The sequence below is a fragment of the Pseudomonas sp. Irchel s3f7 genome (genome assembly GCF_900187615.1).
In the GTDB taxonomy this organism is placed as follows: Bacteria; Pseudomonadota; Gammaproteobacteria; order Pseudomonadales; family Pseudomonadaceae; genus Aquipseudomonas.
Map to the genome: position 1 here is coordinate 141068 of NZ_FYDO01000009.1, position 24183 is coordinate 165250.

At 60.3% G+C, this 24183-nt stretch carries 22 protein-coding genes; 11 read left to right on the forward strand and 11 right to left on the reverse strand.

Translation table 11 applies throughout. The annotated features are described in order from the left end of the window. Window positions 1-53: 53 nt before the first annotated feature. On the reverse strand, window positions 54-1154 hold the full coding sequence (locus CKW19_RS10160) for a DNA alkylation repair protein (protein WP_095057788.1): 1101 nt from the start codon (window positions 1152-1154) through the stop codon (window positions 54-56). Further along, complete coding sequence (locus CKW19_RS10165; protein ID WP_095057789.1) at window positions 1151-2974, reverse strand: monovalent cation:proton antiporter-2 (CPA2) family protein; 1824 nt, start codon at window positions 2972-2974, stop codon at window positions 1151-1153. Before CKW19_RS10165 ends, CKW19_RS10160 begins: the two co-directional genes overlap by 4 nt. Window positions 2975-3181: 207 nt before the next feature. Between CKW19_RS10165 and CKW19_RS10170 the strand changes: the two genes are divergently transcribed. The 3 genes from CKW19_RS10170 to CKW19_RS10180 all read left to right on the forward strand — a co-directional run bounded on the left by CKW19_RS10170 (window position 3182) and on the right by CKW19_RS10180 (window position 4605). After that, window positions 3182-3646 (forward strand): hypothetical protein, encoded by a 465-nt coding sequence (locus CKW19_RS10170; RefSeq protein ID WP_095057790.1) that lies wholly within the window; start codon window positions 3182-3184, stop codon window positions 3644-3646. Window positions 3647-3773: 127 nt separating this feature from the next. Continuing rightward, complete coding sequence (locus CKW19_RS10175; protein ID WP_095057791.1) at window positions 3774-4112, forward strand: FKBP-type peptidyl-prolyl cis-trans isomerase; 339 nt, start codon at window positions 3774-3776, stop codon at window positions 4110-4112. Then, window positions 4105-4605, forward strand: a complete 501-nt coding sequence (locus tag CKW19_RS10180) for an MEKHLA domain-containing protein (protein WP_095057792.1) — start codon at window positions 4105-4107, stop codon at window positions 4603-4605. The genes CKW19_RS10175 and CKW19_RS10180 overlap by 8 nt, the downstream gene beginning before the upstream one ends. A gap of 7 nt (window positions 4606-4612) precedes the next feature. Here the strand turns inward: CKW19_RS10180 and CKW19_RS10185 are convergent, their stop codons facing one another. Then, window positions 4613-5734 (reverse strand): cytochrome P450, encoded by a 1122-nt coding sequence (locus tag CKW19_RS10185; protein ID WP_095057793.1) that lies wholly within the window; start codon window positions 5732-5734, stop codon window positions 4613-4615. Between the two features lie 79 nt (window positions 5735-5813). Between CKW19_RS10185 and CKW19_RS10190 the strand changes: the two genes are divergently transcribed. Then, the gene (locus tag CKW19_RS10190; protein ID WP_095057794.1) at window positions 5814-6578 is read left to right on the forward strand and encodes a helix-turn-helix transcriptional regulator; all 765 of its coding nucleotides are present in this window, start codon (window positions 5814-5816) and stop codon (window positions 6576-6578) included. 59 nt (window positions 6579-6637) lie between these two features. Here the strand turns inward: CKW19_RS10190 and CKW19_RS10195 are convergent, their stop codons facing one another. From CKW19_RS10195 to CKW19_RS10215, 5 genes are all read right to left on the reverse strand, one after another. Then, window positions 6638-7657: a branched-chain amino acid aminotransferase gene (locus CKW19_RS10195; RefSeq protein ID WP_095057795.1), complete on the reverse strand. Its 1020-nt coding sequence runs from the start codon at window positions 7655-7657 to the stop codon at window positions 6638-6640. Between the two features lie 212 nt (window positions 7658-7869). Then, a complete protein-coding gene (lpdA, locus tag CKW19_RS10200; protein WP_095057796.1) occupies window positions 7870-9252 on the reverse strand; it encodes a dihydrolipoyl dehydrogenase in 1383 nt (460 codons plus the stop codon). Between the two features lie 18 nt (window positions 9253-9270). Further along, on the reverse strand, window positions 9271-10545 hold the full coding sequence (locus CKW19_RS10205) for a dihydrolipoamide acetyltransferase family protein (protein WP_095057797.1): 1275 nt from the start codon (window positions 10543-10545) through the stop codon (window positions 9271-9273). Beyond that, a complete protein-coding gene (locus tag CKW19_RS10210; RefSeq protein WP_053158507.1) occupies window positions 10546-11604 on the reverse strand; it encodes an alpha-ketoacid dehydrogenase subunit beta in 1059 nt (352 codons plus the stop codon). A 1-nt stretch (window position 11605) separates the two neighbouring features. Then, window positions 11606-12841 (reverse strand): 3-methyl-2-oxobutanoate dehydrogenase (2-methylpropanoyl-transferring) subunit alpha, encoded by a 1236-nt coding sequence (locus CKW19_RS10215; protein WP_095057798.1) that lies wholly within the window; start codon window positions 12839-12841, stop codon window positions 11606-11608. Window positions 12842-13025: 184 nt separating this feature from the next. Between CKW19_RS10215 and bkdR the strand changes: the two genes are divergently transcribed. Continuing rightward, a complete protein-coding gene (bkdR, locus tag CKW19_RS10220) occupies window positions 13026-13514 on the forward strand; it encodes a Bkd operon transcriptional regulator BkdR (RefSeq protein WP_007915088.1) in 489 nt (162 codons plus the stop codon). Between the two features lie 144 nt (window positions 13515-13658). Here bkdR and CKW19_RS10225 read toward each other — a convergent pair whose 3' ends face one another. Then, window positions 13659-14522, reverse strand: coding sequence for an MBL fold metallo-hydrolase (locus tag CKW19_RS10225; RefSeq protein WP_095057799.1), 864 nt, complete (start codon window positions 14520-14522; stop codon window positions 13659-13661). A gap of 118 nt (window positions 14523-14640) precedes the next feature. Between CKW19_RS10225 and CKW19_RS10230 the strand changes: the two genes are divergently transcribed. From CKW19_RS10230 to nahK, 6 genes are all read left to right on the forward strand, one after another. After that, window positions 14641-14982, forward strand: a complete 342-nt coding sequence (locus CKW19_RS10230) for a helix-turn-helix transcriptional regulator (protein WP_007976596.1) — start codon at window positions 14641-14643, stop codon at window positions 14980-14982. 176 nt (window positions 14983-15158) lie between these two features. Next, window positions 15159-16403: an FAD/NAD(P)-binding oxidoreductase gene (locus tag CKW19_RS10240; RefSeq protein WP_095057800.1), complete on the forward strand. Its 1245-nt coding sequence runs from the start codon at window positions 15159-15161 to the stop codon at window positions 16401-16403. Between the two features lie 9 nt (window positions 16404-16412). Continuing rightward, window positions 16413-17219 (forward strand): sulfite exporter TauE/SafE family protein, encoded by an 807-nt coding sequence (locus CKW19_RS10245; RefSeq protein WP_095057801.1) that lies wholly within the window; start codon window positions 16413-16415, stop codon window positions 17217-17219. Between the two features lie 232 nt (window positions 17220-17451). After that, window positions 17452-18636, forward strand: coding sequence for a porin (locus CKW19_RS10250; protein WP_095057802.1), 1185 nt, complete (start codon window positions 17452-17454; stop codon window positions 18634-18636). A 300-nt stretch (window positions 18637-18936) separates the two neighbouring features. After that, the gene (nosP, locus tag CKW19_RS10255; protein WP_095057803.1) at window positions 18937-20094 is read left to right on the forward strand and encodes a nitric oxide-sensing protein NosP; all 1158 of its coding nucleotides are present in this window, start codon (window positions 18937-18939) and stop codon (window positions 20092-20094) included. After that, window positions 20024-22657, forward strand: coding sequence for a hybrid sensor histidine kinase/response regulator NahK/ErcS' (gene nahK, locus CKW19_RS10260; RefSeq protein ID WP_095057804.1), 2634 nt, complete (start codon window positions 20024-20026; stop codon window positions 22655-22657). Before nosP ends, nahK begins: the two co-directional genes overlap by 71 nt. 117 nt (window positions 22658-22774) lie before the next feature. Here the strand turns inward: nahK and CKW19_RS10265 are convergent, their stop codons facing one another. Further along, window positions 22775-23440, reverse strand: a complete 666-nt coding sequence (locus tag CKW19_RS10265) for a response regulator transcription factor (RefSeq protein WP_007976602.1) — start codon at window positions 23438-23440, stop codon at window positions 22775-22777. Window positions 23441-23496: 56 nt separating this feature from the next. Further along, window positions 23497-24054 (reverse strand): PQQ-dependent catabolism-associated CXXCW motif protein, encoded by a 558-nt coding sequence (locus tag CKW19_RS10270; protein ID WP_095057805.1) that lies wholly within the window; start codon window positions 24052-24054, stop codon window positions 23497-23499. Window positions 24055-24183: the final 129 nt, after the last annotated feature.

Consider the following 24183-nt stretch of genomic DNA (forward strand, 5'->3'; position numbering starts at 1 on the left):
CCATTCGCCGGCAAGCCAGCTCCTACAGGTCCGGTTCTAACGAAGAAATGCAGTCAAACGATCTCGAATTGTGTACTGGCCAACCGTTCCCCATTCACCATGATGTGCACGGCGTGAACGCCCGCATAATGCCGGCGCGTCGTGAGTTCCTTGATCTGTTGCCCCCGGCTGACGGTTTCGCTGGCCATGCCGGGCAGTGTCAGCGTCTTGAGCTTGAACACCTTCGCCGACGTGCTGCCGTTGGCTTTGACGTAATCGATGGCGTAATCGATCACCAGACGCTGACTGTCCTCAACCGTGGATTTGACGACAAAGGACAGGGTGATCTTTTCCCCCAGACCAATCACCGGCGGATTGATCTGTAACTCGCTGATGTCCACTTCAGGCTTGCCGCCCGCACCAATAATCGCCAGCGCGCGCGGGTTGCCCTGTTTGATCAGGCTGCGCAAGGCATGTTTGGCGATCCACGCGGTGTGTTTGTTATCCAGCGACCAGCCTTCGATCAGCTCCAGCACCCACTCGGGATGGTCCTTGGTGATGTCGTTGAGGTGATTGGCCACGGATTTTCGTACGTAAAGGCTGGTGTCGGCCTTCAGGTTGTCGAGGATTTTGACGGCGAGGCGTGGCTCAGCCTGGACCTGTTCCAGTCGAAACGACCAAGGCAGGCGGGGTCGGCAGCCTTCGCTGGCCAGGCGTCGCACGTGTTCGTTGTCATCCAGCGACCAGTCATGCATCCGCTTGAGCGAACGCTCGAAGTCGCTGCGCAGAAAGTAGCGGATCGCAAACTCCGAAGAGCCGAAGCAGGTGAAATACTTGAGCGCATCCATCGACTGCTCGAACGCATGGCCGCCGTAGCGGGCGACGTAGTGCGGCAGGCACATGCTGACGAAACCGCTGTTCAGGCGGGGGGCGAGGGCGCGCAGGACCTCCAGCGATGCTGTGTAATCTAGCGGCAACACCGCGTGCAGGCATTCGCTGACCCGGGCCATGCGCTGCATCACGCTCAGCTCTGCCAGACCGGATCGGGCCAGTTTCAGGAACGCCTTCGCGTCAAACCCGGGATAGACCGCCGTCATCTCGGTGGCGATGTGCTCGAGGCGCTCGACGTTGAAGATTTCCTTGAGCGCGGGCGAAGACGAGTCAGCGTCACTCATTGAGGTGTCCTTGTTTTGCTTCCCGCTCGCTCTTCGAGCTCATCGGACTCAAACAAGCGCGCCAGTTCCGCCCGCGCTTCCTGTGCCGTTTGCAGAACCTTCGCCGCGTCGTCATACACGGCATGCTGGGCTTCGAGCACCTGCTCATCGTGATGCTTGAAGCGCTTGATCCGCGCATCGGCCTGAGCCTGGGTCAACCCGAGGCCGATCAGGGTTTGCCGGCTCATTTCCAGGCTGGAGTAAAAGGTCTCGCGCACCGCGTGTGCACCGACGTCCATCAAGCGGTGCACGTGTTGGCGGTTTCGGGCGCGGGCGATGATTTTCAGGTGAGGGTAGAGCTTGCGCACCCGTTCGGCGGTCTTGATGTTGGTGTCCGGATCATCAGTAGCGATCACGAAAAACTCGGCTTCCCCCACTTTGGCGGCGTTGAGGATTTCCGGGCGCATCGGGTCGCCATAGAACACCGGTACGCCACCAAAACTGCGCGACAGCTCGATGGTTTCAATCGAGGTATCGAGGGCGACGAACTTGACGTTCTGCGCCCGCAGGATCCGCGCAACGATCTGCCCCATGCGGCCCATACCGGCGATGACCACCCGCGGGGCATCGGTATCGATTTCACGGAATTTCTCCGGCACTTCGACCGGTTGCACTTTCGGTCTGACCAGCCGCGCGCACACCAGCAGTAACAGAGGTGTCACGGCCATCGACAGGGTGATCGTCAACACCAGCAGGTCGTACAACTGCGGCACGAACAGCTCATGGTCGCGACCGATCTTGAACACCACGAAGGCAAATTCACCGCCGGCCGCCAGCACGATCCCCAGACGAATCGCGCTGACCTTGTTCAAACCACCGGCCAGGTGACCGACGATAAACAGCAACGGCAGCTTGATTGCGATCAACAGCAGGGTCAGGCCCAGCACCGTGATCGGTGCACTCAGCAACAGGTTGAGGTTGGCGCCCATGCCGACGCTGATGAAAAACAGCCCCAACAACAGGCCCTTGAAGGGTTCGATCTGCGATTCCAGTTCGTGACGGTATTCGGAGTCCGCCAACAGCAGGCCGGCCAAAAAGGCCCCCAGGGCCATGGAAATACCGGCCAGTTCCATGAGCCACGCGGTGCCGATCACCACCAGCAACGCCGTGGCGGTGAACACTTCAGGCAACGCAGCTTTGCTCACCACGCGAAAGATCGGGCGCAGCAGATAACGTCCGCCGACCACCACCACCGCGATGCTGGCCAACACCTGCAAGCCGTGGTTCAGGTTTTCGGCGGCACTGGCGCTGTGACTGCCCCCGGCGAGCAACGGCACCATGGCGATCAGCGGGATTGCCGCGATGTCCTGGAACAGCAGAATCGCAAACGCCAGCCGCCCGTGGGGGCTGGTCAACTCCTTGCGCTCGGCCAGGCTTTGCAGGCCGAATGCGGTGGACGACAACGCCAGCCCAAGGCCCAGAACGATCGCACTGTTCAACGGCTGACCGAAGACAAACAACGCCACGACGCCAATCGTCGAACCGGTCAGCAACACCTGCGCCAAACCCACACCGAACACCGACTTGCGCATCACCCACAAGCGTCGCGGTGACAGTTCCAGGCCAATGATGAACAGCAGCAGCACCACACCGAGTTCGGAGATATTGGCGACGCTCTGCGGATTGTCGATAAGCCCCAGCACCGAAGGGCCAATGATCACCCCGGCAAACAGATAACCCAGCACCGCTCCCAGTTGCAGGCGCTTGGCCAGGGGCACGATCAGCACGGCCGCGCAAAGAAACACGACAGCGGCTTGCAGCAGATTGCCTTCATGGGGCATGAACAAAAACTCCATCAACTTGGTACGGCGGGGCGTCAAGGATAAGGGTTAGGCGTTCAGAAGATCCACTGCAAGCCAGGTCGATTCAGACTCCGCCACACAACAATGCGTTTGAAACAATTGATCATCAAGACTCGATTGATTTTGCCCGGCATTCAAGTAAAACCCGCAGAGTGTTCGAAATGATGGATATCAGGAGGCTGTTCGTTGGAAAAGAAACCCCTTTACCGCAAGGTCAACACTCGAACCTGGGGTGTGTGGCGCAACGAGCAGACCGGTGAGTATAGGCACCAACGGCACACCCAATATGAAATCCGCAATGAATCGTCACGCGGTTCAATGCACTCAACCCGTCGCCATGGGTTTGATTACACGCCGTTGTTCCGGTTTTTGCTTTCGCGGGTAGGAGGAGACTGGGATGAAATTTTCAGTGAGGCCGTCAGTCGTCTCGACCGCCCTGAACCGGTGTTCTGGATGGTCGCCCTGCATGAGGACGAAAGAGAAGAAGTAGTTTGTTTGGGGGAATCAAGTTACTTCAGCGGATTGTATGTCGATGACCAAAAGCGCCTGCAGATTGTGAATCCTCAACTCAATGCACAGGACATGCAGCCTTACTGTCAATGTTGCACCCACACGTTCAACGGCAAGCTGTTCGGCAAACGTAAAGACTAATTCAGGCTACACCAGCATTGCGCTTAAGCTTACGGGCTGAAACGGGACGGTTGCCAATCGAAGGCAAATCTGGGAAAACGGCGCCCATCAGGCCCTTTTGGGCGAGTGAGCATACGAGTGAAATTCAATGAATGACGAGCTTCAGATAATTGATCTTCAGGTGGGCGACGGTAAAGCCGCCAGCAAAGGCGCTTTGATCACCACCCAGTATCGTGGTTGGCTGGAAGACGGCAGCGAATTCGACTCTTCCTACAGCCGTGGCAAACCTTTCCAGTGCGTGATTGGCACAGGGCGAGTCATCAAGGGGTGGGACCAAGGCATCACGGGCATGCAGGTCGGCGGCAAACGCAAGCTGCTGGTGCCGGCGCATCTGGCGTATGGCGAGCGCAGCATGGGCAAGATCCCGCCGAACTCGAACCTGATTTTCGAGATCGAGTTGCTGGAAGTGCTGACGCGCGATGATTGATCGTGATTGCCCGGAAGGGTTGCTGAACGAGGAGTACACCGCGGCGATTGAGCTGATCGACGCCTCCTATCGGCATTGGACCGGGAAAAACCTGCCGGCTCCGGACTCATTGAGCCCGACCGGGCGCCTGCACTGGCTTCATGCGCACGCGCCCTACAGTCTGTTAGCCCACGGCACCGAAGACGATCCGCTGTTTTTCTACGCCAACCAACAGACCTTGGCCTGTTTCAAATACCCGCGCTCCGAATTCCTCGGCATGCCGTCGCGCTTCAGCGCTTCGCCGCTCGACCGTGCCATGCGCCAGACATTGCTCGAACAGGTCACGGCCCACGGCATTGCCCATGGTTACAGCGGCTATCGGGTAGACAAGGCGGGCAATGCCTTCATGATTCATGAAGGCAAAGTGTGGACGCTGATTGACCGCAATGGCCAGCGCAAAGGGCAGGCAGCGTTGTTTTGGCCGGATGCCGGGCGGGTGGGGGAGTTGGGTTGATTGCCGATCAAACCTGCCTTGTGTCGCTAAACACCGGAACCCGCCCATTCAAGGACGGCCGGTAATCCCAGCTCAGCCGTTCCAGCACCGGTTTTTTCTTCAAAATCTGACGCAGCGTCGCGCTGGCGATACTCAACGCCAGGTTTTGCCCCGGGCATTGGTGGTGTCCGGCGCCGAAGGTGAAGCTGCGGCGGTTTGGGCGGTCGAGCATAAAGGCATCGGGGGTGTTGTTGAGCTGCGGGTCGCGGTTGGCCGAGGCCAGCAGTACCAGGATCACGTCTCCTGTCTTGAGGCTGATGCCGTTGATTTCGCACGGGGCGACGACGAAGCGTCGGGTGTTCTGGACGGGCGGGTCGAAGCGCTGGACTTCGGCCAGCAGGTCGTCGATTTGTGCGGGTTCGCGGAGCACTGATGGGTTCTTTATCAGTGTCAGGATCGCGTTGCCGATCAGTCCGGCGGTCGCCTCAAAGGTTTGGGAGAACAGGCCGATCAAGTTGGCGATTAGCATTTCTGGCGTGCCACCGGTAAAGCGCTGGCGGATGCCACTGAGCAAAGGGCTGTGGTTGTCGGGATCCTCCAGAAGCTCGACAAAGTAGCCGCTCAGCTGTTCTGCAGCAGTGTGGGCGGCGGTCAGTTGAGTGTGAGTGCTCAAGGGCGACAGGCACGCAACGAAGTCCCTCGTCAGTTCGCTGATGGCTCGACCTTGAGCGGGGGAGTACCCCAGCAGGGCTGCCATTACACAGGCCGGTCCCCGGAACATGGCGTTGTACAGGCCTGCGGCGTCCGCCGTGATCAACCGCGCGCCGACCAGCGCCTCGACTTCCTGCGCATCGATTCCTTTCAGACCCGGTGCAATCGCCGACCTTGGGCAGCGTTGGCGTTCGCCCTCATTCATCCGCATCAGTTGGCCAAATACCTTGCCGGACATGCCATTGGCAATCGCATGGGGCACCGGTTCGTTTGAGGGCCGCACGTGGCAAACGGGATTTTCCAGTACCGCAGCCACCGCTTGGGCGCTGCTGGCGACCCATACATTCAGTTGCGAGTGGAAAACCAATCCGCCCTCGGCGCGCAGTTGTGCGTAATAGGGATAAGGGTCGGCGTGGGTCGCGGCGAGAATCGGGTCCATGGTTCGCAGCCTTTTGTTGTTGGAAAGTGTTGCTACTATCTCCAGTCGGAAAAGGCGTTGATTCGTCCGGGAGCGAAGTATGAGTGCAGAACAACACGACATCGGCGTTTCGCAGGTCGCTGCGGCCATTGCGGAACCCGCACGGACGAAAATCCTCTGTTCGTTGATGGACGGCCACGCTCGTACCAGCACGGAGTTGGCGGCGGTGGCCGAGGTCAGCGCGTCGACCGCCAGTGCCCATTTGGCGAAACTTAAGGAGTTGGCGCTGATCCGCTTGCACGCACAGGGGCGTCATCGTTATTACAGCCTGGCGGACAAGCGCGTGGCCCAGGCGCTCGAAGCACTGATGGTGATCGGCCAGAACACCGCGCCGACATTCAAATCGCACACACCGGACCGTCTGCAATTCGCTCGCACGTGCTACGACCACATGGCCGGAACCCTGGCGGTGCTGTTGCACGACCGTCTGATTGACGCGGGGTGGCTGCAGGAAATCGACGAACAGGCCTATCGCTTGAGCGACAGCGGTACGGCAATGTTTGAAGGACTGGGTGTTGCCGTGCAGGATTTGAACACGCTACGTCGCCGCTTTGCCTGCCCTTGCCTGGACTGGAGCATGCGCCGGCCGCATCTGGGTGGATCGCTGGGAGCGGCTTTGTTGCAAGTGGCGCTCAGGCGCAAGTGGGTGACGCAGGATCTCGATAGCCGTGCACTGGCATTGACGGTGTTGGGACGAAAGGAGATCGCGGGGCGGTTTGGGATTGAGTTGCCCATTGAGCGTGATGGTAAAAGATCGCAGCCTTCGGCAGCTCCGGGGAGTGGGCCGCGTTTGGACGATTTTTAGCCATGAAAAAGCCCCCCATCGGTCACCCGATGGGGGGCTTTTGTGCGTCTGGCGTCAGGTCAAACCTTGACGATCCAGCCCGCTGGCGCTTCGATGTCGCCGGTTTGCACGCCGGTCAGCTCTTTGTAGAGCTTCTGGGTGACCGGGCCGACTTCGGTTTCGCTGTGGAACACGTGCAGATGGTCGTTGTAGTCGATGCCGCCGATTGGCGTGATTACGGCTGCGGTACCGCAGGCACCGGCTTCCTTGAAGTCCGACAGTTTGTCGATCAGCACGTCGCCTTCAATCACTTCCAGGCCCAGACGGGTCTTGGCCAGCTCGATCAGCGACAGACGGGTGATGCCCGGCAGTACCGATGGCGAGTTCGGGGTCACGAACTTGTTGTCGTGGGTGATCCCGAAGAAGTTGGCCGAACCGACTTCCTCGATCTTGGTGTGGGTCATCGGATCCAGGTAGATGGCGTCGGCGAAGTGGGCTTTCTTGGCCTTGGAGCCCGGCATCAGGCTGGCGGCGTAGTTGCCACCGACCTTGGCGGCGCCGGTACCTTGAGGCGCGGCGCGGTCGTAGCTGGAAATCTGGAAGTTGTGCGGGGTCAGGCCGCCCTTGAAGTAGGCGCCGACCGGAATGCAGAAGATCGAGAAGATGAACTCGGGGGCGGTACGCACGCCGATGTTGTCACCCACGCCGATCACGAACGGGCGCAGGTACAGCGCGCCGCCGGTGCCGTAAGGCGGGATGAAACGTTCGTTGGCGCGGACCACTTCTTTACAGGCTTCGATGAACTGCTCGGTTTCGACCTGCGGCATCAGCAGGCGGGCGCAGCTGCGCTGCATGCGCAGTGCGTTCTGGTCTGGGCGGAACAGGTTGATCGAGCCATCCTTGCAACGATAGGCCTTCATGCCTTCGAAGCACTGCTGGCCATAGTGAAGGGCCGTGGAGCCTTCGCTGATGTGCAGCACGTTATCTTCGGTCAGGGTGCCCTTGTCCCACTCGCCATTGCGAAAATACGACAGATAGCGTTTGTCGGTCTTGATGTAGTCAAAACCCAGCTTGTCCCAATTGATGCTTTCGTTACCCATGACACCCTCTATCACTGAACAACCGTCGAAACGGTTCAAGGCTTCTGACGTTTTTTGGATGGGGACAACAATACTTCATTCCGGGCCTATTTCGCAGCCCAGATTGCGATCCCTGTAGGAGCTGGCTTGCCAGCGATCAATGCGGCGCGGTGTATCAGATTGACCGCCATCGCCAGCAAGTCGGCTCCTACAGAGTTAGAGCGTGCTTTGAATCACAGATGCAGCGCATGCCCCAAGGCCCGCAAAGCCGCTTCCTGCACCGCTTCACCCAGCGTCGGATGGGCATGGATGGTGCCGCCGATGTCTTCCAGCCGCGCACCCATTTCAAGGCTCTGCGCAAACGCCGTCGACAATTCCGACACGCCAACCCCCACCGCCTGCCAGCCGACAATCACATGATTGTCCCGACGAGCGACCACACGCACGAAGCCGCTTTTCGACTCGAGCGTCATCGCCCGGCCATTGGCGGCGAACGGGAAGCTCGACACGATGCAATCCAGACCTGCGGCACTGGCTTCGTCCGGGGTCTTGCCGACCACCACCAGTTCCGGGTCGGTAAAGCACACGGCGGCGATGGCGGTGGGGTTGAACTCGCGGTTCTTGCCGCTGATCAGTTCGGCAACCATTTCGCCCTGGGCCATGGCCCGGTGCGCGAGCATCGGTTCGCCGCTGAGGTCACCGATGGCATACACGTTGCGCATGCTGGTCTGGCAACGGTTGTCGATCTTGATCGACGAGCCATTCATGTCCAGGTTCAACGCTTCGAGGTTCCAGCCTTGGGTGTTCGGCTTGCGACCGACGGCCACCAGCACCTGATCGGTTTCCAGGTTCAGGATGTCACCGTTTGGATCGAGTACTTGCAAGGTATTAGCTTGTGAATCAAAGCCTTGCACGCTGTGCTTCAAGTAAAGCTTCACGTCGAGTTTTTTCAGTTCGTCGTGAACAGGCTGGGTCAGTTCGGCGTCATAGGCCGGCAGGATGCGCTCCTGAGCCTCGACCACGCTGACGTCGGCACCGAGTTTGCGATAGGCAATGCCCAGTTCCAGGCCGATGTAACCGCCACCGACCACGATCAGGCGCTTGGGTACGGATGTCGGCGCCAGGGCCTCGGTGGACGAGATGATCGGCCCGCCAATCGGCAGCATCGGCAGGTTCACGCTTTTCGAACCGGTGGCCAGCACCAAGTGCTCGCACTGAATGCGCGTGTCGCCTACGTCCACGGTTTTACCGTCAACCACCTTGGCCCAGCCTTGAATGACCTGGACCTTGTTCTTCTTCAGCAGCGCCGCAACGCCGGTGGTCAGGCGATCAACGATACCGTCCTTCCACTCGACGCTCTTGCTGATGTCGAGGGTCGGCGCCGAAACGTTGATGCCCAGCGCTGAATGCTGGCTGTGGTGTTGCGTCTGGTGAAACTGCTCGGCGACGTGAATCAACGCCTTGGAGGGAATGCAGCCAATGTTCAGGCAGGTGCCGCCCAGCGATTGGCCTTCCACCAGAATGGTCGGGATGCCCAGCTGACCGGCACGGATCGCCGTCACATAACCGCCAGGGCCACCGCCGATGATCAGCAGCGTGGTGTTCAGAGTTTGCATGGAGCTCTCCAACAAAAATCAGTCCACAAACAAGGTGGCGGGTTGTTCGAGCAGGCCGCGAATGGCCTGGATGAAGAGCGCCGCGTCCATGCCATCGACCACGCGGTGATCGAAGGAACTGGAGAGGTTCATCATCTTGCGGATCACGATCTGGCCTTTGATCACCATCGGCCGTTCGACGATCTTGTTCACGCCGACAATTGCCACTTCCGGCAGGTTCAGCACCGGAGTGCTGACAATGCCGCCCAACGCGCCGAGGCTGGTCAGGGTGATGGTCGATCCGGACAGTTCATCGCGGCTGGCCTTGCCATTGCGCGCAGCCGTGGCCAAACGAGCGATTTCCGCCGCGTTGTCCCACAGGTTGCGGGCTTCGGCGTGACGCACCACTGGCACCATCAGGCCGACAGCGCTTTGGGTGGCAACCCCGACATGCACCGCGCCGGGGCGGGTGATGACCTGGGCTTCGTCGTCGTAGCGGGCGTTCATCTGCGGGAAGTCGCGCAGGGCGACGACCATGGCGCGGACCAGGAACGGCAGCAACGTCAGCTTGCCACGGGTTGCGCCGTGTTTTTCGTTCAGGTGCGCACGCAGCTCTTCCACAGCTGTCACGTCGATTTCCTCGACGTAGCTGAAGTGCGCGGCACGCTGGGTCGCGTCCTGCATGCGCTGGGCGATCTTGCGGCGCATGCCGATCACCGGGATCTGCTCTTCATCGTGACGCTGGGCGTAAGCGGCCGCGACGGGTGCCGAAGCGTTCGATTGGCCTTGGGCCAGATAGGCTTCGAGGTCGTCGTGCAAAATCCGCCCGGCGGGGCCAGTGCCACGCACCAGACGCAATTGAATGCCGAAGTCCAGCGCATGTTTGCGCACGGCCGGGGAGGCGAGCGGGCGTTCATCGGCTTCGCGGGCGACCATCGGCCCTTGGCAAACGGCCGCTTTCGGTGCTGCGGCAGCCACCGGTTTGCTTTCCACGGCGGTTTCGACTGTCGGCGCTGCAACCGGCGCTTCTTTAACAGGGGCCGGTTGCGCCGACGCCTTAACGTTGCCGGCGCCTTCGACTTCGATGCTGATCAGCACACTGCCGACCGCCATGACTTCGCCTGGCTGGCCACCGAGTGCAATGACTTTGCCGTGCACTGGCGACGGAATATCGACCATCGCTTTATCGGTCATGACATCGGCCAGTACCTGATCCTCGACGACCATGTCGCCGACTTTGACGTGCCATACCGACAATTCAACTTCTGCAATGCCTTCGCCAATGTCCGGCATTTTAATAACGTGCGTGCCCATTCAGACCTCCATGACCCGTTTCAGAGCCGCGCCCACTCGGGACGGGCCAGGGAAATACGCCCACTCTTGCGCGTGCGGGTAGGGAGTGTCCCAGCCGGTGACGCGTTCGATTGGCGCTTCCAGGTGGTGGAAGCAGTGTTCTTGCACCAGCGACACCAGTTCGGCGCCGAAACCGCAGGTGCGGGTGGCTTCATGGACCACCACGCAACGGCCGGTTTTCTTCACCGACTTGACGATGGTTTCCAGGTCCAGCGGCCACAGGCTGCGCAGGTCGATGACTTCGGCGTCGATGCCGGTTTCTTCAGCGGCGACTTGCGACACGTACACGGTGGTGCCGTAGGTCAGGATGGTCACGTCCTTGCCCGGACGGGTGATGGCGGCGACGTCCAGCGGCACGGTGTAGTAACCGTCCGGCACTTGTGCGGCCGGGTGTTTCGACCACGGGGTAACCGGGCGGTCGTGGTGGCCGTCGAACGGGCCGTTGTACAGGCGTTTTGGCTCGAGGAAGATCACCGGGTCATCGTTTTCGATGGAGGCGATCAGCAGGCCTTTGGCGTCATACGGGTTGGACGGCATGACGGTACGCAGACCGCAGACCTGAGTGAACATCGCCTCGATGCTCTGGCTGTGGGTCTGGCCGCCGTAAATGCCACCGCCGCAGGGCATGCGCAGAGTCATCGGTGCGGTGAACTCGCCGGCCGAGCGATAGCGCAGGCGGGCGGCTTCGGAGATGATCTGGTCGGAGGCCGGGTACACGTAGTCGGCGAACTGGATCTCGGCCACCGGACGCAAACCGTAGGCGCCCATGCCCACGGCGACGCCGACGATACCGCTCTCGGAGATCGGCGCGTCGAACACCCGCGAAGTGCCGTACTTGTTCTGCAAGCCTTCGGTGCAGCGGAACACGCCACCGAAATAGCCAACGTCCTGGCCGAACACCACGACGTTGTCATCACGCTCAAGCATCACATCCATGGCCGAGCGCAGGGCCTGGATCATGGTCATGGTGGTCGTGGTCATGGCGGTTTCCAACTCGATATTGTTGTTGTGATCGTTCATGTCAGATCCCCAACTCCTGGCGCTGGCGCTTCAAGTGCTCCGGCATCTCTTTGTAGACGTCTTCGAACATGGTCGCGGCGCTCGGAATCTGGCCACCGGCGAGGGTGCCGTACTGCTCGGCTTCTTTTTGCGCGGCGATCACTTCGGCTTCCAGTTCGGCGCTGACGGCGGTGTGCTCCTCTTCGGACCAGTGACCGGTCTTGATCAGGTGCTGCTTGAGGCGCGCAATCGGATCACCCAACGGGAAGTGGCTCCAGTCGTCGGCGGGACGGTATTTCGACGGATCGTCGGAGGTCGAGTGCGGGCCGGCACGGTAGGTGACCCATTCGATCATGGTCGGGCCGAGGCCACGGCGAGCGCGTTCGGCAGCCCAGGCGGAGGCGGCGTAGACCGCATAGAAATCGTTGCCATCAACCCGCAGGGAGGCAATACCGCAACCGACGCCGCGACCGGCGAAGGTGGTCGCTTCACCACCGGCAATCGCCTGGAAGGTGGAGATCGCCCACTGGTTGTTGACCACGTTGAGGATCACCGGCGCGCGGTAAACGTGGGCAAAGGTGAGGGCGGTGTGGAAGTCCGATTCGGCGGTGGCGCCGTCGCCGATCCACGCCGAGGCGATTTTGGTGTCGCCCTTGATTGCCGAGGCCATGCCCCAGCCCACACCCTGGATGAACTGGGTGGCGAGGTTGCCGGAAATTGTGAAGAAACCGGCCTCTTTGACCGAGTACATGATCGGCAGCTGGCGCCCCTTGAGCGGATCGCGCTCGTTGGACAGCAGTTGGCAGATCAGGTCCACCAGCGGTACTTCGCGGGCCATCAGAATGCTTTGCTGGCGATAGGTCGGGAAGCACATGTCGTCGATGTTCAACGCCAGGGCCTGGGCGCTGCCGATGGCTTCTTCGCCGAGGCTCTGCATGTAGAACGACATTTTCTTCTGACGCTGGGCGACCACCATGCGGTTGTCGTAGATCCGCGTCTTGAGCATGGCGCGCATGCCTTTACGCAGAATCTCGCTGGAGACGCCTTCGGCCCAGGGACCGAGGGCATTGCCCTGGTCGTCGAGCACGCGAATCAGGCCTCGGGCCAGGTCAGCCGTGTCAGCCGGTTCAACGTCGATTTGGGGTTTGCGCACCGTGCCGGCATCGGTCAGATGCAGGTAGGAGAAGTCGGTTTTGCAGCCTGGGCGGCCCGAGGGTTCAGGGACGTGCAGGCGCAGCGGTTCATACGCTTGGGTCATGGCTTCTACGCTCGATCTTGTGAATTTCTTGTAGTGAGCTGACAGGAATCTTCGGTAAAAGAAATCTTGTCCTACAACAATCATAGGCCCGGCCAAGAAGAATATTTCTCTCTGTTTCATTGCGCTCAAGATCATTTGCAGATAAAAAATCTGCATAAACATAAAAAACAGGTGTTTTTGTCTCATGCGCAAACTTGACCGTACCGATATCGGCATTCTCAATAGCCTTCAGGAGAATGCGCGCATCACCAACGCCGACCTCGCGCGCTCGGTGAATCTGTCGCCGACGCCGTGCTTCAACCGGGTCAAGGCCATGGAGGAGTTGGGGCTGATTCGCGAGCAGGTGACGCTACTGGATGCTGACCTGTTGGGTTTGCACGTGAACGTGTTCATCCACGTCAGTCTGGAGAAGCAGGTAGAGGAGGCGTTGCAGCATTTCGAAGAGGCGATTTCCGATCGCCCCGAGGTGATGGAGTGCTACCTGATGGCCGGCGACCCGGATTACTTGATCCGGGTGCTGGTGCCGACCATTCAGTCGCTGGAGCGTTTCATGATGGACTTTCTGACCAAGGTGCCGGGGGTGGCGAATATTCGGTCGAGCTTTGCGCTCAAGCAGGTGCGCTACAAGACCGCGCTGCCGTTGCCGGCAAACGGCTTGACCCTTGGCAATTAGACACAAGCATCTTTATCGCCTGATACGCCGCCTTCGCTGGCAAGCCAGCTCCTACAGGGGCCTCGGCTGTGCGCAAACCTTGTGTAGGAGCTGGCTTGCCAGCGAAAGGCCGCAGGCTGCTTTCAGCATTTCAAGTTTTTGTGTTCAGAGCTTGTTCAGGGGAATTTTCAGGTAGGTCACGCCGTTGTCCTCGGCCGGCGGCAAGTTCCCCGCCCGCACGTTCACCTGGATCGCCGGCAGCAACAGCGTCGGCATCCCCAACCCGGCATCGCGCCGGGTGCGCATCTCGACAAACGCAGCTTCGTCGATGCCGTCACGCACATGAATGTTGCGTTGGCGTTGTTCCCCGACCGTGGTCATGCAGGACGGTTCTCGGCCTTCGGGCGGGTAATCGTGGCAAACGTAGAGCCGCACGCTGGCGGGGAAGGCCAACAGTTTGTGGATCGAGGCGAACATCTGGTTGGCATTGCCACCGGGAAAGTCGCAGCGCGCGGTGCCTACGTCCGGCATGAACAACGTGTCACCCACCAGAATCGCGTCATTGCCAACCAGGTACGCCATGTCCGCCGGGGTATGGCCGGGTACGTGCAGGGCGGTCGCCTTGAGGTTGCCGATCATGAACGATTCGCCGGGGGCGAACAGGTGATCGAACTGGGAACCATCGACGCAAAAGGATGGCTCGAGATTGAACAGCGTCTTGAACACGTCCTGGACCTTGCTGATCGATTCGCCAATGGCGATTTTGCCGCCAAGCTCCTTGCGCAGATACGGCGCGGCGGACAGGTGATCGGCATGGGCGTGGGTTTCGAGCAGCCATTGCACCTGCAATTGATGGGCGCGAACGAAGGCGATGATCCTGTCGGCCTGGGTGGTCGCGGTACGCCCGGCGGCTGCATCGTAGTCGAGCACCGGATCGACAATCGCACACTGCCCACCATCAGCCTCGTAGACCACGTAGCTGTAGGTCGAGGAGGCGGGGTCGAGGAAAGCTTCAATCAGTGCGGGCATGGACACGAACCTGTGCAGGGGTAGAAAAGGCAGAAGAGGAAAAGTCAGCCATCGGTTGCAACACTTTATCTAAAGACATAATGTTCGCAGCTTAAGTGACGTTGAAGGCATCCTGCAAATGCAATCCAGTCTGACCGAATGTGAAGTCGCCCAACTGCGCGCCTCGGCCTCCAAGGCCTGTGCGCTGCTCAAGGCCCTGGCCAACGAGGATCGTCTGTTGATCCTGTGCCAGTTGACCCAGGGCGAGCGCAACGTAGGCGAGCTGGAAAAAATGACCGGTGTGCGCCAACCGACCCTGTCCCAGCAATTGGGCATCCTGCGCGATGAAGGACTGGTCGCCACCCGTCGTGAAGGCAAATACATTTTTTACGGTCTCGCCAGTCACGAAGTGATCCAGGTGATGAAAACCCTCTCCGGGCTTTATTGCGGGGCGGTGCTTAAAAGCTGGGTTCAACCCTGATGCCAGCTAACACACCGAACCTGTAGGAGCGAGCTTGCTCGCGATGGATGTAATGGCACCGCGTTTATACAGATAACACGCGTAATCGTTAGCGACCATCGCGAGCAAGCTCGCTCCTACAGTCGTTTTGTGTCGCGGCTGGAAGAAAATTTGCGTGCAGCAAAAAGGAACAAGCAATGAACGATCAACACTGGGGCCCATCCATCAGTGCAGATATCGTGGTCATCGGCGGCGGAACGGCAGGCATCGGTTTTGTCGCCAGCCTGCTCAAGCGTAGCCCGCATCTGAACGTCACCGTCATCGAGCCCGACTCCCGGCACTACTATCAACCGGCCTGGACGCTGGTCGGCGGCGGCGCCTACAACGTGGAAAACACCGTGCGGCCGATGGCCTCGGTGATGCCACGCGGGGCCCATTGGCTGCAGGCTGCCGTGACGGGCATCGATCCCGACAAGCGCCAACTCACCCTCGGTGATGCGCGTACGGTCAGCTATCAAAACCTGGTAGTCTGCCCCGGCCTGCGCCTGGCCTGGGAGAAGATCGAAGGCCTGGAGGACACCCTCGGCCAGCACGGTGTGACCTCCAATTACAGCTACCGGCACGCGACCTACACCTGGGATCTGGTGCAGAAACTTCGCGGCGGCAAGGTGCTGTTCACCCAGCCGGCCATGCCAATCAAATGTGCCGGTGCGCCACAAAAGGCTCTGTACCTGTCCTGCGATCACTGGAACAAGACCGGTGTGCTGAACACCATCGACGTCGAATTCAATCTTGCGGGCGCGGCGCTGTTCGGCGTGCCGACCTTTGTCCCGCCACTGATGAAATACATCGACAAGTACAACGCCCGGCTGGCGTTCAACTCGAACCTTGTCAAGGTCGACGGCCCGGCGAAAACCGCGTGGTTCGACGTCAAGGATGCCGATGGCAATGTCACCCGCCAGGCAAAAACCTTTGACCTGCTGCATGTCGTACCGCCTCAGGTGGCCCCGGATTTCGTCGCCCGTAGCCCGTTGGCCGACGCCGCCGGCTGGTGCGAGGTCGACCCCCACAGCCTGCAGCATCCGCGTTATCCCGACGTCTTTGCGCTGGGTGATATCTGCGGCACTACCAACGCAAAAACCGCCGCGGCGGTGCGCAAGCAGATCGTGGTGGTGGCCGAAAACCTGCTGGCCTTGCGCAAGCAACAGCCGCTGCCGCTGAAGTACGACGGTTATGGCTCCTGTCCGCTGACGGTGGAGAAGGGCAAGGTGATCCTTGCCGAGTTCGGTTACGCGGGCAAGTTGCTGCCGACCTTTCCCCTTGATCCGACGACCCCGCGCCGCTCGGCGTGGTGGCTAAAGGCGACACTGCTACCGTGGTTCTACTGGAACGGCATGCTCAAGGGCCGCGAGTGGCTGACACGTGTATCCAAGGTCGACTGAGAACTCCCTATGTTGCTGGCAAGTCTGTTTGGTTTGGTGATGGGCCTTGTGCTGGGTTTGACCGGTGCCGGGGGCGGCATTCTTGCAGTACCAGCCCTGGTGTTGGGGTTGGGCTGGAGCATGACCCAGGCCGCGCCGGTGGCGTTGTTTGCCGTCGGCAGCGCGGCAGCGGTCGGCGCCCTCGACGGTTTGCGTCATCGGCTGGTGCGCTATCGAGCGGCGCTGCTGATCGCGGCCCTCGGTGCAGTGTTTTCACCGCTGGGCATCTACTTCGCCCATCAGTTGCCGGAAAAAATCCTGATGATCCTGTTCAGCCTGCTGATGGTCATGGTGGCCTGGCGGATGCTGCGACGTGAGCGCAAGGAGGAGGGCCCCAGCGACCACGGTCAGGCCAACTGGGGCCAGAAAAACTGCATGCTCGATCAACAGACCGGGCGTTTCTCCTGGACCGCCAAATGCACTGCGACCCTCGCGGCGCTGGGTGCGGTCACCGGCGTGGTGTCAGGGTTACTCGGTGTCGGCGGCGGTTTTCTAATTGTGCCGGCGTTCAAGCAACTGACCGACGTGCAGATGCGCGGAATCGTCGCCACCTCGCTGATGGTCATCAGCCTGATTTCGGCCATCGGCGTGATCGGCGCGTTTCAGGCGGGGGTGCGTATCGACAGCGTCGGTGCAACCTTCATCGGCGCCAGCATTGTCGGCATGATCATTGGCCGAAGGCTGTGCAGCCGGGTTCCGGCGCGGGCGTTGCAGGTCGGGTTCGCTAGCATCTGCGTCGTGGTCGCCGCCTACATGCTGATAAAAGCGAGCGTTTGACCTGTAGGAGCCGGCTTCAAGTGCGCCTTCGCCGGCAAGCCGGCTCCTACGAAAAGCGGTTCTTTACAACTTTAGTGGCTTGCCCTGCCAACAAGCGGTCGTACGCCTTAGTTATCGCGCGCAGTCGTCCCTTCCAAAGCACCTGCAAACCACCCCCAAGGCAGCGTATGGCGCCGCCCGTCAGCTTTCGATAATCGCCTCCGACACTTCGTCCCCCGTTTCGGAGCGCGCCATGCACAACAATAAGAACTTCACGCATAGTTTTCTGCCGGCCTTCATTGCCAGCCTGTCCTCACTCGGCCTGGTCCCATTGGCCGAGGCGGACATCATGCTGTACGACAAGGACCAGACCACGTTCTCCACAGACGGCTATATCAATGCCTTTTATGTGAACAGCGATGTGGATCGCGCTGGCGATCAATACGACCGCCGCCAGTCGCGGGTGAAGATGGGCTTTTTGCCCAACTACCTGGGTTTCAACATGAGCAAGCAGGTTGATGACCTGAAGCTGGGTGCCCGCTCTTCCTTTTGGGTCACCATCAACGACAGTGAAACCAACGGCACCGACACCGCCATCGACGTAAGGCAGTTCTACGGCACTGTGGCCAACCCGGAGTGGGGTGAAGTGCTGATCGGTAAAGATTTCGGCCTGTTTGCCCGCTCCAACATTCTGCTCGACGAAATGCTCGCCGGTTACGGCCAGGTCAGCGATACCTTGGGGCTGGTCGACGGTGGCGGCGTGTCGTTCGGCAACATCGGCACCGGTTACCCGTATCCGTTCCCGACTTCCCAGATCACTTACCGCACGCCTGTGCTGGACGGTTTGCGCGTAGCGGTCGGGATCATGGACCCGGTGGATACCAACGACAGCAGCCCGACGGGCAAGGCCTATCAGGAAAACCCCCGTACCGAGAGCGAGATCACCTACCAGTTCGACCTGGCCGGGGCAAAGATCTACAGCTGGCTCAACGGCAGCTACCAGAGCTCGGACAACACGGACTCTACGGTCGACACCGTGACCTCCAAGGGTGTCGGCTATGGCGTACAGGCGAAAATGGGAGGCCTGTCACTCACCGGTTCCGGCTTCCAGGCCAAGGGTATCAACCCGTTTTTCACCAACAATGCCGGCGAACCGACCCTGCGCAACGTCGACAGTGACGGTTACCTGTTGCAGGGCTCCTACAAACTGGGCAAGAACCGCTTGGCCCTGTCTTACGGCAAGACCAATGACGATGGCAACGGCGTGGTCGGCAGCGGCGCGGATTACGAGACTCGCGGGGTCGCGTTGTTTCATGACGTGAACGACAACCTCAAGTTGGTGGCCGAGTACAACCAGTTCGAAATCAACGGTCATGACACCGACGAGCAGAACGAAGACACCGACACCTTCGCCGTGGGCGCGGTGCTGACCTGGTAATAAAGCCGGTCTGCTCATCCTTTCCCTGTGGCGAGGGAGCTCGCTCCCGCTGGAGCGCGTAGCGGTCCGGATTCTGGTCGCGCATCGGCCGGTTTTGGGCCTGCTACGCAGTCTAGCGGGAGCAAGCTCCCTCGCCACCAACGCGCGTGCTTCACATCTCCAGCTATAGCCTTCAAGTCCTCACCTCCTCAAACACTCTCATCCCATCGAAGCGGCTACCCGCTACCCAAGTAGCATTCGTCGCACCCCACAGACTTCGTACACTCGTGCCTCATACACACGCACCTGCGGGAGGTAAGGATGCAGCAGAGCGAAGGCGTCGTCAGTGCAATGTCCCAGGCCAGCGATGCCCGGCAGGTCGCGCAGGAGTTGGCACGGCAGTTGTTGCATCCGCATTTGGGCCTGGTCCTGTTCTTCTGTTCCGCCGAGTACGACCTGCAGGCCTTGGGTCAGGCCTTGCAGCAAAGCTTCGGCGGCATTCGCCTGGTGGGTTGCACCAGCGCCGGGGAAATCACCCCGTTGGGCTACGGCCGTAATTGCGTGACAGCGGTCGGTTTCGATCATCGGCACTTTTCCATTGCGGTCGAGCTGATCGATGAAATGGAACACTTCAGCCTGATCGACGCCCAGCAAATGGTCGAGCGACTGGTCAGTGGCTGCCGCAGCAACACACTGGCGCCCATCAAGGGCAACAGCTTCGCGTTGACCTTGCTCGATGGCCTGTCCAGCCGCGAAGAAATGGTGCTGGCCGCCTTGAGTGCGGCATTGGGCGACATACCGCATTTCGGCGGATCGGCCGGCGACGACAATTACCTGACCCATACCCACGTGTACTTCGATGGCGAGTTCCACAGCGGCGCGGCCGTGGTGGTGCTGGTCAATACCTGGCTGGATTTCGAAGTGTTCACCACCCACCACATGCAGCCCAACGCCGACAAACTGGTGGTCACGGGCGCCGACAGCGCGCTGCGCCGGGTTTTTGAACTCAATGCCGAACCGGCGGCCGCCGAATATGCCCGACACATCGGCGTGCCGGTGGCTGAACTCGATCACCGGGTCTTCGCGGCGCATCCGTTGGCCGTGCGCGTCAATCAGCAGTATTACGTGCGTGCCATTCAGCAAGTGCACCCGGACCTCAGCTTGAGCTTCTACTGCGCCGTGGAGAACGGCATCGTTCTCACCGCCATGACGCCGGGCCCGATGCTGCCGAACCTGCACAGCCTGTTCGAAGGGTTGCAGGAGCGCCTTGGGGATTTGCTGCTGACCATCGGCTGCGACTGTTTCCTGCGGCGCCTGGAGCTTGAAGACGACGGTCGTCTCGAACAGATCGGGACGTTTTTGCGTGAGCAGCGGGTGATGGGTTTCAACACCTACGGAGAACAGTTCAATGGCATGCACATCAACCAGACCTTCACCGGCGTTGCCATTGCCCGCGGCCGTGCCCCCGGACATCGCTGAGCTACAGGCCGAACTGGCCAGCCTGCGCCATGAAAACCACAAGCTGCAGCGCATCAATGGCGCGTTGATCGAGCGCGTCGAGTCCGGGGTGACCCGTGGCAACGACCCGTACGCGGCGTTCCAGCATTCGGTGGTGCTGGCCGAGCAGGTGCGCGAGCGAACCGATGCCCTGAACCAGGCCATGGCCGAGCTCAAGGCCGGCAATCATTTGCTCAGCGAAGCGCGCCTGCGTGCGGAAACCGCCCATCAACACTTGATTGATGCCATCGAAAGCATATCCGACGCCTTTGTGCTGTTCGACGCCGAGCAGCGCATCGTGTTGTTCAACAGTCGTTTCAAGGCGTTCTGGAGCAACAGTCGCGTGCGTATCAACGCGGGGATGCGCCTGGCCGAGGTCAAGCGCCTGATGATGAGCAACGGCATGTTCACCGAAGAACCTAGGGGGCATGCCGACGAGAACCTGGTGTATCGCCTGCAGAACGGTCGCTGGCTGCAAGTCAGCGAACGACCGACCCAGGAAGGCGGGCGGGTGATCCTGTTCACCGACATTACCGACGTCAAACTCAGCGAGACCGTACGCCGCGAGCAGGCCGTGGCGCAGAAGTCGCATCTGTTGCAACGGGCGGTCGACAACCTGTCCCAAGGGGTGGCGATGGTCAACGCCGAGGGCATTCTGGAACTGTGGAACCGACGTTTCCTGGAATTGAGCGGTCTGGCGCCCGTGGCAGCGCATCGCCCGTTTGCCGAAGTGATTGCCGACAGCGAGTTGACCTTGCTGACGCCGGCCACCCGCGATGGCAACGGCCGTCCGGTGCAGGAATGCGAACAGCGCCTCTACGATGGCCGAGTCCTGGAGATCCGCACCCATCCGCTGCCCACCGGTGGCTTCGTCAATACCTTCACCGACATTACCGAGCGCTACCAGCACGCCGAGGCACTGAGCGAAAGCGAGCGCTGGATCCGCCTGATCACTGACCATGTGCCGGCGTTGATTGCTTACCTCAACGCCGATCTGGTCTACGAATTCACCAACAAGGTCTATGAAGAATGGTACTGCTGGCCCCGTGGCGTGATGCTGGGCCAGAGCCTGCGCGAAGTGCACAGCGAACAGCATTACCAGCGGCTGGAGTCTTACGTGGACAGAGCCCTGGCCGGCGAAAGCGTGACGTTCGAGTTCGCCGAAACCAACGTCAACAATCAGGAGCGCTACATGCTGCGTTCCTATGTGCCCAATCGCTTGGCGAATGGCGAGGTGGTGGGGATCTTCGTATTGATCCGCGACATCACCGAACGTCGGCGCACGGCGGAAGCGCTGCACCAGGCCTATCAGAATCTTGAACTGCGGGTCCGTGAACGCACGGCGGAACTGACCAACCTGAACGGCCAGTTGTTGCGTGAAATCGAAGAGCGTTGCCGGGTCGAGTCACGTCTGCGCGAAGCCAAACAAGAGGCCGAACAGGCCAATCTGTCGAAAACCAAATTTCTCGCCGCCGTCAGCCACGACCTGCTGCAACCGCTGAATGCCGCCCGGCTGTTTACCAGTGCATTGCTGGAACGACGCGAGCCTGGTTCCAACGAGGTGCTGGTGCGCAATGTCAGCAATTCTCTGGAAGACGTGGAAAACCTGTTGGGCACCCTGGTGGATATTTCCAAACTCGATGCCGGGGTGATCAAGGCCGACATCGCGCCGTTCGCCCTCAGTGAGTTGCTGGACACACTGGCCGCCGAGTACACCGAGGTGGCGCGCAGTGAAGGCCTTGAACTGCATTTCGTTGCCTGTTCGGCGCTGGTGCGCAGCGACGTCCAGTTGCTGGCGCGGATTCTTCGCAACTTGCTCAGCAACGCAATTCGCTACACCTACAGCGGCCGTGTGGTGCTGGGTTGCCGACGTCATCGTCAGCGCTTGTCGATCGAAGTCTGGGACAGCGGGATGGGCATTGCCGAGCATCGCCTCGAGGAAATTTTTCAGGAGTTCAAGCGCGGCGACGTGCAGCGCCCCGATCAGGATCGCGGATTGGGCTTGGGCCTGGCGATTGTCGAGAAGATTGCCGGCATCCTCGGGCACCGCATTCATGTGCGCTCGTGGCCGGGCAAGGGTTCGGTGTTTTCGGTGGAAGTGCCATTGAGCGCCACGGCGCCAAAGCCTTCGCCGGGCCTGTTGATGAGCGAACCGATGCTGGAACGGTTGCGCGGGGCGCGAGTCTGGGTGCTGGACAACGACGCGACCATTTGCGCTGGCATGCGCACGCTGCTGGAGGGCTGGGGCTGTCGGGTGGTGACGGCGTTGTCGGAGGAGGACCTGGCGCGGCAAGTGGACAACTACCACGCCGAGGCGGATCTGCTGATTGCCGATTACCACCTGGATAACGATCAGAACGGTGTCGATGCGGTGGCAAGGATCAATGCCCGTCGTGCCTCACCGATTCCGGCAATGATGATCACCGCCAACTACAGCAATGAACTCAAGCTACAGATCCGCGAGCTGGGCCACACGCTGATGCACAAGCCGGTGCGGCCGATGAAGCTGAAGACGGCGATGAGTCATTTGCTTGGCAGGCCTTGATCTTTCCGCTGCATGGGACGGCCCTATTGCTGGCAAGCCAGCTCCTACAGGATTGCGGTGATTCTGTAGGAGCTGGCTTGCCAGCGATAGGGGCGACCCGGCCTCTCGGGTAAACCCTCAACGCCGCAAATAAGACCCGAAATCAATGTCCCCGGCACTCAGGATCGCCTGCACCCGGTTGTGCACGTTGAGCTTGCGCAAGATCGCCGAGACGTGGGCCTTGACCGTGGTTTCGGCGATTTCCAGGGTGTAGGCGATCTGTTTGTTCGACTCACCCTTGGTCATACGTTCCAATACCTGCAATTGCTTGCGGGTCAGGGCCTGGAGCAGTTCCGGAGGGAAGCTCGGCGTGTCGTTCATCCGCCGGTGGGTGCTGCTTTTGGCGGTGCGGATGATGTCGGGCGGCAGGTAGACGTTGCCGTTGAGAATCTGCTGGATCGCATCGGTCATCTGGGCCCGTGGTGAAGACTTGGTGATAAAACCCACCGCACCGTAAGTGATGGCTTGCAGGACGATCTGCTTGTCCTGTTCGGCGGAGACAATCACTACGGGAATGGTCGGCGCTTCATTGCGCAGGTTGATCAGGCCATTGAGTCCGTGCATGCCGGGCATGTTCAGGTCCAGCAGAATCAAATCCAGGTCGTCGTGTTCCTGGGTCAGGGCCAGGGCGCTGTCCAGGTCGGCGGTTTCCATGACTTCGCTGCCGGCAAAGCCATCGCTGATGACGTTGTGAATGGCTTCGCGAAACAGCGGGTGATCGTCGGCAATCAGAATTTTGTACATAGCCTTTCACCTCATTATTTTGATTATGGTGTGGCAACAACGTGCACGCGTAAAGCTCAGGGAAAGGGTTCGGGCTGGGCGAGTGAAACCGGCAGATTGGCGGCTTGCCAGGCGTCCAGACCATCGCGGTACCAATACAACGTCTTATAGCCCATGGTGGCCGCGCGTTTGATGGCGTTCCAGCTCAACCAGCAGTCGGAGCGGCAATAGAAGATCAGCGGTTGCGCCAGATTGCCGGCGGTGAGGGTTTTCAGGTGACGCGCAAAGTATGCCTGCCAGTCCGGCGTCAGGTCGCCGTCACCGGTGTTGGCCAGCCAATGGCTGCCGGGCAGGTTTTCGTGGGGCTGGTCTTCGATGAATTGCCCGTTCAGCCATTGGCGGCGATAGACATCGATGAGCACCGGACGCGGGTTTTGGCTCAGCAGGGCTTGCAGGGCAGGGGTGTCGACGATGGTTGCGCCTTGCAGTTGTTGCGGCGTCGGGCTGCGGTACAGGTCGACGCGGTAGCCATCGGCGGAGAACAGCGGGGTGTCGGCCTGCGCAGTACTCAGCAGCAGGCTCAGCGACAGGGCGCTGAAAGTAAGGTGCAGCAGGCGAGGTCGGGCACGCGGCATGGATACAGTCCTTATAGTTATGGACCTATTACATGCCAGTCGGGGGACATTGGGAATGCGACGATAGACAGGTAGAACCAGTACTAAAGTAGGAGCCGGCTTGCTGGCGATCCAGGCGACGCGGTGCAA

Excerpts from the sequence above, each read along its gene's own strand:
- CKW19_RS10240 (WP_095057800.1), top strand. The coding sequence starts at position 15,159 with ATGAACGATCAACACTGGGGCCCATCCATCAGTGCAGATATCGTGGTC.
- CKW19_RS10265 (WP_007976602.1), bottom strand. The coding sequence starts at position 23,440 with ATGTACAAAATTCTGATTGCCGACGATCACCCGCTGTTTCGCGAAGCC.
- CKW19_RS10190 (WP_095057794.1), top strand. The coding sequence starts at position 5,814 with ATGAGTGCAGAACAACACGACATCGGCGTTTCGCAGGTCGCTGCGGCC.
- nosP (WP_095057803.1), top strand. The coding sequence starts at position 18,937 with ATGCAGCAGAGCGAAGGCGTCGTCAGTGCAATGTCCCAGGCCAGCGAT.
- CKW19_RS10175 (WP_095057791.1), top strand. The coding sequence starts at position 3,774 with ATGAATGACGAGCTTCAGATAATTGATCTTCAGGTGGGCGACGGTAAA.
- CKW19_RS10180 (WP_095057792.1), top strand. The coding sequence starts at position 4,105 with ATGATTGATCGTGATTGCCCGGAAGGGTTGCTGAACGAGGAGTACACC.
- CKW19_RS10160 (WP_095057788.1), bottom strand. The coding sequence starts at position 1,154 with ATGAGTGACGCTGACTCGTCTTCGCCCGCGCTCAAGGAAATCTTCAAC.
- CKW19_RS10270 (WP_095057805.1), bottom strand. The coding sequence starts at position 24,054 with ATGCCGCGTGCCCGACCTCGCCTGCTGCACCTTACTTTCAGCGCCCTG.
- lpdA (WP_095057796.1), bottom strand. The coding sequence starts at position 9,252 with ATGCAAACTCTGAACACCACGCTGCTGATCATCGGCGGTGGCCCTGGC.
- bkdR (WP_007915088.1), top strand. The coding sequence starts at position 13,026 with ATGCGCAAACTTGACCGTACCGATATCGGCATTCTCAATAGCCTTCAG.
- CKW19_RS10205 (WP_095057797.1), bottom strand. The coding sequence starts at position 10,545 with ATGGGCACGCACGTTATTAAAATGCCGGACATTGGCGAAGGCATTGCA.
- CKW19_RS10230 (WP_007976596.1), top strand. The coding sequence starts at position 14,641 with ATGCAATCCAGTCTGACCGAATGTGAAGTCGCCCAACTGCGCGCCTCG.
- CKW19_RS10245 (WP_095057801.1), top strand. The coding sequence starts at position 16,413 with ATGTTGCTGGCAAGTCTGTTTGGTTTGGTGATGGGCCTTGTGCTGGGT.
- CKW19_RS10185 (WP_095057793.1), bottom strand. The coding sequence starts at position 5,734 with ATGGACCCGATTCTCGCCGCGACCCACGCCGACCCTTATCCCTATTAC.
- CKW19_RS10165 (WP_095057789.1), bottom strand. The coding sequence starts at position 2,974 with ATGCCCCATGAAGGCAATCTGCTGCAAGCCGCTGTCGTGTTTCTTTGC.
- CKW19_RS10225 (WP_095057799.1), bottom strand. The coding sequence starts at position 14,522 with ATGCCCGCACTGATTGAAGCTTTCCTCGACCCCGCCTCCTCGACCTAC.
- CKW19_RS10215 (WP_095057798.1), bottom strand. The coding sequence starts at position 12,841 with ATGACCCAAGCGTATGAACCGCTGCGCCTGCACGTCCCTGAACCCTCG.
- CKW19_RS10210 (WP_053158507.1), bottom strand. The coding sequence starts at position 11,604 with ATGAACGATCACAACAACAATATCGAGTTGGAAACCGCCATGACCACG.
- CKW19_RS10195 (WP_095057795.1), bottom strand. The coding sequence starts at position 7,657 with ATGGGTAACGAAAGCATCAATTGGGACAAGCTGGGTTTTGACTACATC.
- CKW19_RS10250 (WP_095057802.1), top strand. The coding sequence starts at position 17,452 with ATGCACAACAATAAGAACTTCACGCATAGTTTTCTGCCGGCCTTCATT.
- nahK (WP_095057804.1), top strand. The coding sequence starts at position 20,024 with ATGGCATGCACATCAACCAGACCTTCACCGGCGTTGCCATTGCCCGCG.